The following is a 14,005-nucleotide window of genomic DNA, read 5'->3' on the forward strand; positions in this document are numbered from 1 at the left end:
TGACCTAGACTCGAGAGGGACTTTTCGAGGCTCGCAACGGGGGACGATGGACATCTCAACGGCCGCCGGTGGCGCGATCATGCGCCACCGCCCGTCTCCGGGTCGCACCGTCCGTGCGTACATCGCGCTGACCAAGCCTCGCGTCCTCGAGCTGCTGCTGGTCACCACCGTCCCCGTGATGATCCTCGCGCAGAACGGACTGCCGAATCTCTGGCTGGTCCTCGCCACGGTGATCGGCGGCTCGTTGAGCGCGGGATCGGCCGCCGCGTTCAACATGTATCTCGACCGCGACATCGACGCTCACATGCAGCGGACCGAGAACCGTCCCCTGGTGACGGGCGAGGTCACCCCGCGCGGCGCGCTGGTGTTCGCGTGGTCGCTCGCCGTGGCATCCACCCTCTGGCTCCTGTTCACGACCAATGTTCTCGCCGCCGGGCTGTCGGCGGGTGCGATCTTCTTCTACGTCGTCATCTACACGATGATCCTGAAGCGTCGCACCGAGCAGAACATCGTCTGGGGCGGCATCGCCGGGTGCTTCCCCGTGCTGATCGGATGGACCGCGGTGACGGGCTCGCTGTCGTGGGCGCCGTTCGTGCTGTTCCTGCTGGTGTTCCTGTGGACGCCGCCCCACTACTGGCCGCTGTCGATGAAGTACCGCGGTGACTACGCCGAGGTCGACGTGCCGATGCTCGGTGCCACCCGCACCGGCTCGCAGGTCGGACTGCAGGTCATCCTCTATGCCTGGGCGACCGTCGCGTGCTCGCTGCTGCTGATCCCCGTCGCGGGGATGGGGCTGGTCTACACCGTGTCGGCCGTGGTGTTCGGCGGCTGGTTCATCTACGAGTCCCACCGCCTGTACAACCGCGCGGTGCGCGGCACCGAGCCGCGGCCGATGCGCGTCTTCCACGCCTCGATCTCCTACCTCACCCTCCTCTTCGTCGCGATCGCCGTCGACCCGCTCCTCCCCTTCTGACGCGCGGGCGCGGGTGCCTTCTGACGGGTGAGCGCGGGTGCGCGCCGGCCCCGCGCTCCGGCACTGCGTCCGGCCTCGCGCGTCGCCGGCGCCGCCACCGACCGGCGCTGCGCGTCCCTGCCGCGGGGAATCGAGCCTTCCACGGTTCGTTGAGCGGCATCCGACCGAGCGAAGGGAGAACGCCGCATGCGCCGCGCCCGCGTCTGTTCCTGCACAGGGGAGGGTGGGCGCCCAACCGTCCCCAGGTCGGCCTGCGCCCCGATCTCGCCGGCACTGGCGGAGCAGTATCGAGCCGTGATGACCATCAAGACAGCGCGCCAGCTCGACCATCTCGCGCAGACATTCATCGCGCTCGGAGGTGTGGCCCGCACCGCCCGCCTACTGGATGAAGGGGTGAGCCGCCACACGTTGAGGACCGCGCGAGACGAGGGACTGCTTCAGCCGCTGCGCCGCGGTTGGGTTGCCGCGCCCGGCGCCGATGCGGAGCTGGTTGCGGCCGCCCGATGGGGCGTCGTCCTCACCTGCGTGACAGCCGCACGACGCCACGGGCTGTGGGTGCTCACCGAGGATCGCCGCCACGTCGCGTGCGGGCCTCACGCCACCGGCCCGCGGCCCCACCGTGCCACGGTGCACTGGGCGCGACCCATGGTGCAGCGAGATCCCGATGACCTCGTCGATCCTCTCCCGAACGCCCTCGTCCTGGTCGCGACGTGCGTCCCGCACGAGCAAGCTCTTGTGATCTGGGAATCGGCGCTCCGGCTGCGCCGCGTCGATCCCGCCGTCCTGGCCCGAACCCCTCTTCCTCCGGCTGCCCGCCGCCTCCTCGCCGAAGCGCGGCCGTTCGCGGACTCCGGTCTCGAAACGCTCTTCGTCGTCCGGCTTCGCTGGCTGCCGATCCCCATCACGCCGCAGGTGTGGCTCGCGGGCCGGCCGGTGGACTTCCTCATCGGCGACCGCCTGGTGGTCCAGCTCGACGGAGGACACCACGTCGGCGCCCAGCGTTCGGGGGACAACGCCCACGATGCCGAGTTGATGCTCCTCGGCTACCACGTCATCCGGGTGGGGTACTCCGAGATGCTCGACGACTGGCCGGCGGTGCAGCGCCGGATCCTCGACGCGATCGCGCAAGGTCTGCATCTCGCACGGTGACTCGGAGATCGGCCCTCGCGCGGTCGTCGTCGGCGGACACGACCGAGCATCGGTGAATCCCCGTGGGGCGGAAGGAGGAGGGGAGCGGCTCCGGTAAAGGACGGCCGGCGAGCGGGAGCGGCCCGCGAAGAGGGCAGTGAGAAGGCTGGGAGCGCGGGTCAGCGGCCGGCGAAGGATGCCGCGGGCTCCGCGTCGACCGTCGGCTCGACCATGGCGACGGGGAGCTTCAGGTGCATCACCACCGCGGTCATGGCGGCCACCAGCACGACCGCGAGAACCATGTGGATGTTGACCAGCACGATCGGCAGACCCGCGCGGGCCTGCCAGACTCCCACGACGATCTGCACCACCTCGACCGCGAGGAGAAGCGTCGTCCAGAACGTCAGGCGAAGCGCCGACGGGGTCCGACGGGCCCCGATGATCAGGGCGAGCGTGAGGGCGAAGGTGAGGTAGGCGGGCCAGGAGTGCACGTGCTGCATGAATTCCGAGTCCAGGCCGTTGCGCGCGGCTCCGCCGTCACCGGCGTGCGGACCCGATCCCGTGACCAGGATGCCCACGACCACCGTCACCAGCACGAGGGCGCTCGTCAGATGGGTCAGTCCGGCGTACCACCCCGGCACCGCGCGCACCCGCGGGCCCGGCACCGCGTAGACGCGGGCGACGAACACCGCGGCGAGGGCGACCAGGATCACCGAGGCGAAGTAGTGCAGCCCCACGACGTACGGATTGAGGTTCGTCAGCACCGTGATGCCGCCGATGATCGCCTGCACGGGGACGTAGAGGCCGATGATCAGAGCGAGCCAGAACAGGTCGCGCCGCCGGCGCCGCATCCGCACGACGAAGAGGAACGTGATGATCGCGACCGCCACCAGCACGAAGGTGAGCAGGCGGTTGCCGAACTCGATCACCCCGTGGAGCCCCATCTCGGGGGTCGAGACGAACGATTCCGGGGTGCAGCGCGGCCACGTCGGACATCCCAGCCCCGAGCCGGTCAGGCGGACGAGTCCGCCGGTTCCGACGATGCCGATCTGCACGACGAGGGTCGCCCACGCGGCCGCGATCACCCGCCGGTCGACCTGCGACGGCAGCCACGCGCGGAACCGTCCGAAAAGACCGGGCCGGGTGGGTGCGGAAGCCTCGGCGGACATCGTCGCGTCCTCTTTTCCTCGTCTTTTCCTCGTCGTCGGCTCGCCGGCGAGGGGATGCCGGCACCGCCGGTGGGGGTGGGGAGCCTGTAGAATCGAAATCGTGTCGGCGCGGGCTGAGAACGCCGCGCACGGACAGTCTATTCGCGCCGTACGGGCGCGAGTCTGAAAGGACCCACCCAGCGACATCCCTGCCGTATCTCCCCGAGGCAGAGGGAATGTCGGAATGGAGACATTCGTTGGGGCCCCTAGAGGAGAGTGTGACGATGTCGGATGTACTGATCGATCGCCCGGAGCTCGAAGGCCTGGGGGTGTACGAATTCGGATGGCACGACACCGACGCCGCCGGAGCGAGCGCCCGCCGTGGCATCAGCGAGGCGGTGGTGCGTGACATCTCCGCGATGAAGAGCGAACCCGAATGGATGCTGAAGAACCGCCTGAAGGGGTTCCAGCTGTTCGGGCGCAAGCCCATGCCCACATGGGGCGCCGACCTGTCGGAGATCGACTTCGACAACATCAAGTACTTCGTGCGCTCGACCGAGAAGCAGGCGCAGTCCTGGGAGGACCTCCCCGAGGACATCAAGAACACCTACGAGCGGCTCGGCATCCCCGAGGCGGAGCGGGCCCGTCTGGTCGCCGGTGTCGCGGCCCAGTACGAGTCCGAGGTCGTGTACCACCAGATCCAGGAGGATCTGGAGCGCCAGGGTGTCATCTTCATGGACACCGACACCGCGCTGCGGGAGCACCCCGAGTTCTTCGAGGAGTACTTCGGAACCGTCATCCCCGCCGGCGACAACAAGTTCGCCGCCCTGAACACCGCGGTGTGGTCGGGCGGATCCTTCGTCTACGTCCCCAAGGGCGTGCACGTCGACATCCCGCTCCAGGCGTACTTCCGCATCAACACCGAGAACATGGGGCAGTTCGAGCGGACGCTGATCATCGCCGACGAGGGCTCGTACGTCCACTACATCGAGGGCTGCACCGCGCCGATCTACAAGAGCGACTCGCTCCACTCGGCCGTGGTCGAGATCGTCGTGAAGAAGAACGCCCGCGTGCGGTACACGACCATCCAGAACTGGTCGAACAACGTCTACAACCTCGTCACCAAGCGCGCCGTCGCCCACGAGGGCGCGACGATGGAATGGGTCGATGGCAACATCGGCTCCAAGGTGACGATGAAGTACCCGTCGATCTTCCTGGTGGGCGAGCACGCCAAGGGCGAGACGCTCTCGGTCGCCTTCGCGGGTCCCGGCCAGCACCAGGACGCCGGCGCGAAGATGATCCACATGGCGCCGTACACCCAGTCGTCGATCGTGTCGAAGTCGATCGCCCGGGGTGGTGGTCGCGCCGGCTACCGCGGCGAGGTGCGGGTGGACGCCAACGCGCACCACTCGGCCAACACCGTGCGCTGCGATGCACTGCTGGTCGACACGATCTCGCGCTCCGACACCTACCCGGCGATCGACATCCGCGTCGACGACGTGCAGCTCGGTCACGAGGCGACGGTGTCGAAGGTCAGCGAGGAGCAGCTGTTCTACCTCATGAGCCGTGGGCTCCCCGAGGACGAGGCGATGGCCATGATCGTGCGCGGCTTCATCGAGCCGATCGCGCGGGAACTGCCGATGGAGTACGCGATGGAACTGAACAAGCTCATCGAGATGGGCATGGAAGGCAGCGTCGGCTGAATGAGCTCCACCACGCAGGCGCCCGTCGTGGTGCCGGGATCCGCAGCGCACACCGACGGGGGATGGGGCCTGGTTCCCATCCAGACCCGCTCCGAGCGTCCGCAGTCCTACGATCCGGCTGACTTCGGTGTCCCGACGGGCCGTGAGGTCAACTGGAAGCACACCCCGCTCGAGCGTCTGGCGCCGCTGTGGCAGACGGATGCTGCGGCTGCCCGGCCGGCGGGCATCACCGTCGGTGAGCACGTCGGCGTGAAGGTCGACACCCTCGCCGCCGGCGCTGCGCCGCGCGGTGAGGTGTTCACGCCCGAGGATTACCCCGCAGCGCTGGCGTGGGTGCGCACACCCGAGGCGACGCGCATCCGGCTCAGCTCCGGCGCCGAGCTGTCCGAGCCCGTCGTCGTCGACGTGGTCGCTGAGGACGCGGCCACCTTCACGCACCTGGTCATCGAGGCCGAGCCGAATTCCCGCGGCACCGTCCTGCTTCGGCACGCCGGGCCCGCCCTCCTCGCGCAGAACGTCGAGATCATCGTCCGTGACGGCGCCGCGCTGACCGTGGTGTCGGTGCAGCGCTGGGACGACGACGCGGTGCACGCGGCGGCGCACCAGGCGCGGGTCGACCGCGACGGCTCGCTCACGCATGTCGTGGTGAGCCTCGGTGGCTCCGTCGTCCGGGTGAACCCGTCGGTCGAGCTGGCCGGCCCGGGGTCTCGTACTCAGCTCTACGGTGTGTCATTCTCCGACTCGGGTCAGCATCTCGAGAGCCAGGTCTACCTCCACCACAAGGGTCCGCACACCGTCGGAGACGTGCTCTACAAGGGTGCGCTCCAGGGTGAGAGCGCCCGGAGCGTCTGGATCGGCGATGTGCTCATCGGCCGCGACGCGGTGGGAACGGACTCGTACGAGGCCAACCGCAACCTCGTCCTCACCGACGGCGCCCGCGCCGACTCGATCCCGAACCTGGAGATCGAGACCGGTGACATCGCCGGTGCCGGACACGCCAGCGCCACCGGTCGCTTCGACGACGAGCAGCTGTTCTACCTCCAGGCTCGGGGCATCCCCGAGGCGGAGGCGCGGCGACTGGTCGTTCTCGGCTTCCTCGGTGAGATCGTGCAGCGCATCGGCATCCCGTCCCTGGAGGACGAGCTGATCGCGGCCATCGAGCGCGAACTCGAGGAAGGAGCGGCGGCGTGAGCGCGACTCGCGTCTGCGCCCTCAGCGACCTCGAGCAGGACTCCGCCGTGCGCGTGGAGGTGGAGGGGGTGGCCATCGCCGTCGTCCTCGACGCCGCCGGCGAGGTCCATGCCATCGGTGACACCTGCACGCACGGCGACATCTCCCTCGCCGAGGGGTTCGTCGACGGCGACACGCTGGAGTGCTGGGCCCATGGCTCGGCCTTCTCGCTGCGCACCGGCAAACCCCTCAACCTCCCTGCGTACGAACCCGTCCCGGTCTTCGAAGTGACCATCGACGGCGACGACGTGCTCATCGACCCGAATGTGAAGAAGGACATCTGATGACTGTGCTCGAGATCCGCGACCTCCATGTCACGGTCGAGACCGACGCCGGGACCACTCCGATCCTCAACGGCGTGACCCTGACCGTCCGAACCGGCGAGACCCACGCCATCATGGGCCCCAACGGCTCCGGCAAGTCCACGCTTGCGTACACCATCGCCGGACACCCGAAGTACACCGTCACGAGCGGTTCGATCACCCTCGACGGTGAAGACGTCCTCGAGATGTCCGTAGACGAGCGTGCCCGCGCCGGCCTCTTCCTGGCCATGCAGTACCCGGTGGAGATCCCGGGCGTGACGGTGACCAACTTCCTGCGCACCGCCAAGACCGCCATCGACGGCGAGGCGCCGGCGATCCGGACGTGGACGAAAGACGTCAAGGCGTCGATGAAAAGCCTGCGCATCGATCCGAAGTTCGCTCAGCGCAACGTCAACGAGGGATTCTCCGGCGGTGAGAAGAAGCGCCACGAGATCCTCCAGCTCGAGCTGCTGAAGCCGCAGATCGCCGTCCTCGACGAGACCGACTCCGGTCTCGACGTCGACGCGCTGAAGATCGTCTCCGAAGGTGTCAACCGCGCCAAGCAGGACACCGATCTCGGAGTGCTGCTCATCACGCACTACACCCGCATCCTCCGTTACATCCGCCCCGACTTCGTCCACGTGATGGTCAACGGCCGGATCGCGGAAGAGGGCGGACCGGAACTCGCGGAGCGGCTCGAGGAAGAGGGCTACGACCGCTTCATCGGCGACGAGACGCCGGTCGACGCCTGAAATGACCCCGCGTAGGATGCAGCCATGACCGCGACGCTCAGCCCGGAGAAGTACGACGAGGTCACCGAAGCCCTCAAGGACGTGATGGACCCCGAACTGGGGATCAACGTCGTCGACCTGGGTCTCATCTACGACCTCGCCTGGGATGACGAGAACGATGCCCTCGTCATCCACATGACCCTCACATCGGCCGGATGCCCGCTGACCGACGTCCTCGAGGAGCAGACCGCTCAGGCGTTGGACGAGGTCGTCGAACGGTTCCGCATCAACTGGGTGTGGATGCCGCCGTGGGGCCCGGAACGCATCACCGACGACGGGCGCGACATGATGCGCGCCCTCGGCTTCGCGATCTGACGCCGGGGGTGCAGCCCCTCGAAGCCCTTCCGCTGGCCGATCTGCGGGAGCGATCCAGTGCGAAATGGCGGGCGTACCCCGCCGACGTGCTGCCGCTCTTCGTTGCGGAAACCGATTTCGCCCTCGCCCCGGCGATCTCTTCGCGGCTCCGTCGCGCGGTCGAACTCGGGGACACCGGCTACACCGCGCCGGGATCGGGTGTCCGCGACGCATACGCCGGATTCGCGGGGCGGCGCTTCGGGTGGCATCCGGATCCGGCCCTCATGCGCACCACCTGCGATGTGATGATGGGAGCCGTCGAGATCCTCCGTCAGGTCACCCGGCCGGGTGACCGCGTGGTCGTCATGCCGCCGGTGTACCCGCCCTTCTTCGATGCGGTGGTCGAGGCCGGCGCTGTGGTGGAACGGGTCCCTCTCATCCAGGGACAGGACGGGCCGGAGATCGACCTCGCCGGTGTCGAGGCGGCTCTCGCGGCGGGAGCCCGCGCAGTCCTGCTCTGCCATCCTCACAACCCCACCGGGACCGTCCATGCCCGGCACACCCTGGAGCGACTGGCCGCCCTCGCCGCCGCCCACGATGCCGTCGTCATCAGCGACGAGATCCACGCGCCGCTGGCCCAGCCCGATGCCGGCTTCGTCCCGTTCCTGGCGGTCTCGGACACCGCCGCGGCGGTCGGATTCGCCCTCGTGAGCGCCAGCAAGGCCTTCAACCTCGCGGGCCTCAAGTGCGCGATCATGGTCGCCGCGACCCCCGAACGCTTCGGCACGCTCCGGTCGCTCCCCGTCGAGGTCGAGTGGCGGACAGGCATCTTCGGTGCGCACGCGGCGATCGCGGCGTTCACCGACAGCGACGACTGGCTGGACGCGCTCCTGGCCCGCCTCGACATCAACCGCCGGCTGCTCGACGCTCTCCTCTCCGATCACCTCCCGCTCGCCCGTTTCCGCATTCCTCCCGCGGGATACCTCGGCTGGGTGGATCTGAGCGCATACCGATGGGGAGATGACCCGGCGCGCCGGATCCTCCGAGACGCCCGGGTGGCGTTCCACTTCGGTCCGCAGTTCGGTGCCGAGGGCACAGGCCACGTGCGGATCAACTTCGGCTGCGATCCCGACGTACTGCGCGAGGCTGTCGCGCGGGTCGGCGCACTCGCACACGCATGACCGCTTCCCGCGCGTCACTCGACGTCGCACCCTCCTCCGTCTGGAGCCCGCCGTTCCTCTGGGTGACCGTCGGCGCGGTCGCCCTGATCTTCCTGGCGGCGACTCAGGCGCTCGCGGTGACGACGGTCATGCGGGTGGTCAGCGCCGATCTCGACGGCGACCGCCTGTATGCCGTCGCCTTCGCCGGAACACTCGCAACCAGTGTCATCGGCATGGTGGCGGTGGGCGCCTGGTGCGACCGCGGCGGTGTGCTGGCGCCCCTCAGCGCCGCGGTCGGGCTGTTCGTGATCGGTCTTCTGATCGCCGGGTTCGCCCCTGACATGTCCGCCCTCGTCGCCGGCCGCCTCGTGCAGGGTCTGGGCACCGGTGGGCAGACGGTCGCCCTGTACGTCGTCGTCGCGCGGGTGTACCCCGGAATCGTGCACGGACGCGTCTTCGCGGCCTTCTCGGCCGCGTGGGTCGTCCCCTCGCTGATCGGACCCTTCCTGGCAGGTGCCGTGGCGGAGTTCCTGCACTGGCGCTGGGTGTTCCTCGGGGTCGCCGTGCTCACCCTCATGGCCTACGTGCTCGTGATGCTGCGTCTGCACGGTCTTCCGCTGGGCACCGACGAGCCCGCCACGGGGCGGGTGTGGCCGCGGCTCGCGTGCGCCCTCGTCGTGGCCGTCGGCGCGCTGGGGCTCAGTCTCGCCGGAGAACTGGGCGTGTGGGCGTGGGCAGCCGTGGCCGCCTCGGTCGTCGTCATCGCGGCCGCAGCGCGCCCGCTCCTGCCCGTCGGCGCGCTGCGCGCCGCCCGCGGGCTGCCCAGCGTGGTCCTGATGCGCGGACTGATCGCGGGGGCGCTGTTCGGGGCTGAGATCTACATCCCCTATCTGCTCATCGGCGATTACGGCTTCTCGCCGACCTGGGCGGGTCTGGGGCTCACCGCGGCCGCATTGGCGTGGGCGGGGGCGGCGGAGGTCCAGGGTCGCGTCGGAGACCGCCTCGGCAACACCCGGATCACGCTCATCGGCTCGGCGCTGCTGGTCGGTGCACTCCTCATCGCGGTGGCGACGGCGCTCCTGGGCCTCACGCCCGCGATCCTCATCGCCGGGTGGAGCTTCGCGGGCGCGGGGATGGGATTGATGTATCCGCGACTGACGGTGCTGACTCTGGCGTACTCGTCTCCGCAGAACCAGGGCTTCAACTCCTCGGCGCTGTCGATCTCCGACGCCGTGGGGTCGGCGTCATCCATCGCGGTGATGGGGCTGGTCTTCACCGTCCTGGCCGGGACGGATGCCGGCTTCACCGCCGTGTTCGCGATCGGCGCGCTTCTCGCGCTCGCCGCGCTGGTTCCGGGGCTGCGCCTCGGTCACGCGCACGAGGCGCGGTCGGCGAGCAGGACCTGAGACCGTCGCCGACGTTCGAGCGGCTCAGTTCTCGGCACGACCGAGGCGCCAGTAGCCCATGAAGGCCACCGCACGCCGGTCCACTCCCTGCTCGGCGACGAGATGACGCCGGAGGGCCTTGATCGCGCTCGCTTCACCGGCCAGCCAGGAGTACAGCGGCGCGCTCTTCAGCGCCGCACCCCCCTTGGCGGTACGGGGAACCTCCCAGAGGATCCCCTCGTCGATGTCGATCTCCTCGATCTCGCCCCCGCGCCCCGCCGGGGCGAGACGCTCGACCGCGTCTTCGACGGCGGTGACGAGGTGGGAGTGCCGGGGACCGTCGCCTCGGGCGGCGACGAGGTAGTCGAAGCCCGGATGACGCGGAAGGTAAGCGACATCCTCCGCATGCGGCACCTCCACCGCCACCACCCCTCGGGCGTCGGGGTCGAGCTGCTCGAGGATCACCGCGATGGCGGGGGCTGCGGTCTCGTCGCCGGCCAGCAGCAGATTCTCGGTGTGCCGGGGCGGAACGAAGTCGATACCGAGGCTGACGCCCTGATGCGCGATCGTCGGGGCGAGGATCAGCACTTCGTCGCCCTCCGACGCGGCGGCGATCCATGCCGATGCCGGACCGGAGACCTCGTGGGCGACCATGTCGATGTCGACCTCCCGGTCGGCGTGGCGCACGGCGCGGGTGGTGTAGGTGCGAAACGGCAGACGGCCGTCCTCGGGCTGTGCCCGCCAGCGGGTGTACCAGTCCTCGCCGGTGGGCATCGCGTCGAGGGGGAGACCCGCCGTGGGGAAGACGACTTTGATGCGCTGGTCGTAGCCCGGGTCGCCGTATCGGTCGAGGTCGTCGCCGACGAAGGTGAACCGACGGAAGCTCGGGGTCAGGTCGGTGATGCGCGAGACGCGGGCGCGGAAGAAGCGCATGGCGGTCATCGGGAAGCCTCCGTGATGGGGTGGGTGGCGGTGCGAGTGGAGTGGTGGCGACCGCGGGGCAGGACGATCGGAGCTCCCGAGACGGGATCGTCGATGACGACGGCGTCCAGATCGAAGACCTCATCGATCAGTTCCCGCGTGAGGATGTCGCGCGGTCGGCCCTCGGCGATGACGCGGCCGTCCCGGAGGGCGAACAGGTGATCGGCGTAGCGTGCGGCGAGATTCATGTCGTGCAGGACCATCACGATCGTCGTGCCCCGTTCACGGTTCAGGTCGGTGAGCAGGTCGAGCACTTCGATCTGGTGGGCGACGTCGAGGAATGTGGTCGGTTCGTCCAGCAGCAGGATGTCGGTCTCCTGTGCCAGCGCCATCGCGATCCACACCCGCTGACGCTGCCCCCCGGACAGCTCCTCCATCGACCGGTCGGCGAGGTCGCTGGTGCCCGTGGCTTCCAGGGCCTCCGCGACCACCTCGTAGTCGCGGGCGCTCCAGCGCGCGAGCGGGCGCTGGTGGGGGTGGCGGCCTCGGCCGACGAGGTCGGCGACGGCGATCCCCTCGGGGGCGACGGGACCCTGAGGGAGCAGTCCCAGCATCCTCGCGACCTCTTTGGCCCCGCGGCGGTGGAGAGCCCTGCCGTCGAGGACCACCTGGCCCGCGCGGGGTGCGATGAGCCGGGACAGCGCCCGCAGAAGCGTGGACTTGCCGCAGCCGTTCGCGCCGATGATCGCCGTGACCTGCCCGGGCGGGACGACGAGGTCGAGCGTCGAGATGATCGTGCGATCCCCGTACGAAAGGCTCAGCCCCTCGGCCGTGAGGCGATGCGTGGTGGTCATAGCGAGCCTCCGGAGCGGTTCGTCCTGATGAGGAGGTAGACGAGGTAGGGGGCGCCGAGGACACCGGTGACGACGCCGACCGGCAGACGGTTCTCGAACGCGAACTGGCCGACGAGGTCGGCGCTCAAGACAAGGAGCGCGCCGACGAGACCTGCGGGCACGAGGAGCGACCCGGCCGGCCCGATGAGACGTGCGGCGATGGGGCCGGCCATGAATGCCACGAACGCGATCGGTCCGGTGGCCGCTGTCGCGAACGCCAGCAGCGCGACGGCGGCGACGATGAGGAGAAGGCGGCTTCGCGTCAGCGCAACGCCGAGCCCTGCGGCGGTGTCGTCCCCCAGGCGCAGCACGCCGAGGTTGCGGGACTGGCCGATCATCACGGGGATGAGGATGACGGCGGCGATGATGACCGGTGCGAGAGTCTGCCAGTCTGCGCCGTTGAGGCTGCCGGTCAGCCACCGCATCGCGACCTGCAGGTCCCAGGCCGCAGCGCGGGACAGGACGTAGGTGATGACGCTGTCGAGCATGGCCGCGACGCCGATGCCGATGAGGATCAGCCGTGTGCCGGCGAAACCGTTCGTGTGGGAGAGCAGCCAGATCGCCAGGGCGGTCACCAGCGCTCCGCCGAGGGCGAGGAGCGACACCGCCGTCTCGGAGAGCGACAGCACGACGATGCCGATGACCGCGGCCGCACTGGCGCCGGAGCTGATGCCGATGATGTCGGGCGAGGCGAGCGGGTTGCGCAGCAGGGATTGGAAGGTGACCCCCGCCATCCCGAACGCCACACCGGCGACGAGACCCAGGAGGGCTCGGGGCAGCCGGAGCTCTCCCACGGTGAAGGACGCACCCGTGACCTGTTCGCCGAGGATGACGCGGATGACCTCTACGGGCCCGTAGAAGGTGTTGCCGATCATGAGCGAGACGAGGAAGACCGCCGCGATGACGATCGCCAGCGCCCCCACGACGCCGGCGCGGCGGCGAGCTCGGCGCCGCCGGCCGCGGACGATCGCCGCGGCGGTGGTTCCATCCGGGAGCGCGGAGAGAGCCGCGGGTGCGGTGCGGACATCGATCACAGTTCGCGCACCCGCTGTCGACGCACGATCCAGATGAAGAAGGGAGCTCCGATGAGAGCGGTGAGGATGCCGACCTCGATCTCCTCGGGACGCGAGACGACGCGCCCGACGACGTCGGCGAGGACGAGGAGGTCGGCGCCCAGGAGAGCCGACAGGGGGAGGAGCCAGCGATGGTCCGTGCCGATGACGAGGCGGCACAGATGCGGGATGACGAGGCCCACGAAGCCGATCGGGCCCGCGACCGCTGTCGCGCCGCCGCAGAGGATGACCGCGCCCGCGGAGGACAGCAGACGGGTGCGGCCGACATTCTCGCCGAGTCCGGCGGCGAGGTCGTCGCCCAGCGCGAGGGAGTTCATGCCGCGGGCTGTCACGAGGCAGATGAGGGCGCCGACGGCGAGGACGGGGAGGACAGCGACAAGGCGATCCCAGGTCGCTCCGCCGACGCCGCCGATCTGCCAGAAGCGGAAGCTCTCCATGACATCCAGGCGGGGGAGGAGGATGGCGCTCACCAGCGAGGCGAAAGCGGCGGACACCGCTGCGCCGGCGAGCGCGAGTTTCAGCGGCGTCGCGCCGCCGCGGCCGAGCGATCCGACGGCGTAGACGAACACCGCGGCGGCACCCGCGCCGGCGATCGCAAGGCCCATCGTCACCCATGAGTCGCTCAGCCCGAAGAACGCCAGCCCGATGACGACCGCGAGGGCCGCCCCGCCGGAAACGCCGAGGATCCCCGGGTCGGCGAGGGGATTGCGGGTGACAGCCTGCATGGTCGCCCCCGCGAGGGCGAGCGCGGCGCCGACGAGGACGGCGAGGACAGTCCGCGGGATGCGCGCGACCACGGCCGCCTCACCGACGGTGCCGGTGCTGCCCCAGAGGGCGGCCCAGAGCTCCGACACGCTGACGTCACGAGCGCCGAACGCGATCGACGCGGCGCACAGCACCACGAGCAGAGCGATGGACGCGCCCAGCCACGCCCACCGCACCCCGATCGGACGCCGCGAGGACGCGACATCCGATCGAGGTGCGGGGGCGAGCGCGGTCGTCAC

14 protein-coding genes are annotated in these 14,005 nt (G+C 69.6%); 9 read left to right on the forward strand and 5 right to left on the reverse strand.

Going from position 1 to position 14,005, the window contains the following annotated elements; genetic code table 11:
* The first annotated feature begins 79 nt into the window (after nt 1-79).
* Together QSU92_RS16245 and QSU92_RS16250 are read left to right on the forward strand one after the other, a co-directional pair.
* Nucleotides 80-973 carry a heme o synthase gene (locus tag QSU92_RS16245; protein ID WP_289265942.1) on the forward strand — a complete coding sequence of 298 codons (894 nt, stop codon included), beginning with the start codon at nt 80-82 and terminating at the stop codon, nt 971-973.
* A 297-nt stretch (nt 974-1,270) separates the two neighbouring features.
* Nucleotides 1,271-2,122 (forward strand): type IV toxin-antitoxin system AbiEi family antitoxin domain-containing protein, encoded by an 852-nt coding sequence (locus tag QSU92_RS16250; RefSeq protein ID WP_289263474.1) that lies wholly within the window; start codon nt 1,271-1,273, stop codon nt 2,120-2,122.
* Between the two features lie 158 nt (nt 2,123-2,280).
* Here the strand turns inward: QSU92_RS16250 and QSU92_RS16255 are convergent, their stop codons facing one another.
* The gene (locus QSU92_RS16255) at nt 2,281-3,270 is read right to left on the reverse strand and encodes a COX15/CtaA family protein (protein WP_289263476.1); all 990 of its coding nucleotides are present in this window, start codon (nt 3,268-3,270) and stop codon (nt 2,281-2,283) included.
* A 263-nt stretch (nt 3,271-3,533) separates the two neighbouring features.
* Here QSU92_RS16255 and sufB point away from each other — a divergent pair, with 263 nt between their 5' ends.
* The 7 genes from sufB to QSU92_RS16290 are packed head-to-tail and all read left to right on the forward strand — an operon-like array spanning nt 3,534 to nt 10,135.
* Nucleotides 3,534-4,952, forward strand: a complete 1,419-nt coding sequence (sufB, locus tag QSU92_RS16260) for a Fe-S cluster assembly protein SufB (protein WP_289263478.1) — start codon at nt 3,534-3,536, stop codon at nt 4,950-4,952.
* A complete protein-coding gene (gene sufD / locus QSU92_RS16265) occupies nt 4,953-6,143 on the forward strand; it encodes a Fe-S cluster assembly protein SufD (protein ID WP_289263480.1) in 1,191 nt (396 codons plus the stop codon).
* Entirely contained in the window at nt 6,140-6,466 is a 327-nt protein-coding gene (locus QSU92_RS16270) for a non-heme iron oxygenase ferredoxin subunit (RefSeq protein ID WP_289263482.1), read from the forward strand. The genes sufD and QSU92_RS16270 overlap by 4 nt, the downstream gene beginning before the upstream one ends.
* Entirely contained in the window at nt 6,466-7,236 is a 771-nt protein-coding gene (sufC, locus tag QSU92_RS16275) for a Fe-S cluster assembly ATPase SufC (protein WP_141938250.1), read from the forward strand. Before QSU92_RS16270 ends, sufC begins: the two co-directional genes overlap by 1 nt.
* A 24-nt stretch (nt 7,237-7,260) precedes the next feature.
* A complete protein-coding gene (locus QSU92_RS16280; RefSeq protein ID WP_289263486.1) occupies nt 7,261-7,590 on the forward strand; it encodes a metal-sulfur cluster assembly factor in 330 nt (109 codons plus the stop codon).
* A gap of 8 nt (nt 7,591-7,598) precedes the next feature.
* Nucleotides 7,599-8,750 (forward strand): MalY/PatB family protein, encoded by a 1,152-nt coding sequence (locus QSU92_RS16285; protein WP_289263488.1) that lies wholly within the window; start codon nt 7,599-7,601, stop codon nt 8,748-8,750.
* Nucleotides 8,747-10,135 carry an MFS transporter gene (locus QSU92_RS16290; protein ID WP_289263490.1) on the forward strand — a complete coding sequence of 463 codons (1,389 nt, stop codon included), beginning with the start codon at nt 8,747-8,749 and terminating at the stop codon, nt 10,133-10,135. Before QSU92_RS16285 ends, QSU92_RS16290 begins: the two co-directional genes overlap by 4 nt.
* Nucleotides 10,136-10,159: 24 nt before the next feature.
* On the opposite strand, the gene QSU92_RS16295 is transcribed toward QSU92_RS16290, so the two are convergent.
* The 4 genes from QSU92_RS16295 to QSU92_RS16310 are packed head-to-tail and all read right to left on the reverse strand — an operon-like array spanning nt 10,160 to nt 14,005.
* Nucleotides 10,160-11,056 carry a siderophore-interacting protein gene (locus QSU92_RS16295; protein ID WP_289263492.1) on the reverse strand — a complete coding sequence of 299 codons (897 nt, stop codon included), beginning with the start codon at nt 11,054-11,056 and terminating at the stop codon, nt 10,160-10,162.
* Complete coding sequence (locus QSU92_RS16300; protein ID WP_289263494.1) at nt 11,053-11,889, reverse strand: ABC transporter ATP-binding protein; 837 nt, start codon at nt 11,887-11,889, stop codon at nt 11,053-11,055. The genes QSU92_RS16295 and QSU92_RS16300 overlap by 4 nt, the downstream gene beginning before the upstream one ends.
* Complete coding sequence (locus QSU92_RS16305) at nt 11,886-12,962, reverse strand: FecCD family ABC transporter permease (RefSeq protein ID WP_422880392.1); 1,077 nt, start codon at nt 12,960-12,962, stop codon at nt 11,886-11,888. The genes QSU92_RS16300 and QSU92_RS16305 overlap by 4 nt, the downstream gene beginning before the upstream one ends.
* On the reverse strand, nt 12,959-14,005 hold the full coding sequence (locus QSU92_RS16310; RefSeq protein ID WP_289263496.1) for a FecCD family ABC transporter permease: 1,047 nt from the start codon (nt 14,003-14,005) through the stop codon (nt 12,959-12,961). The genes QSU92_RS16305 and QSU92_RS16310 overlap by 4 nt, the downstream gene beginning before the upstream one ends.

Origin of the sequence: Microbacterium sp. ET2, assembly GCF_030347395.1 — a bacterium.
GTDB lineage: Bacteria > Actinomycetota > Actinomycetes > Actinomycetales > Microbacteriaceae > Microbacterium > Microbacterium albipurpureum.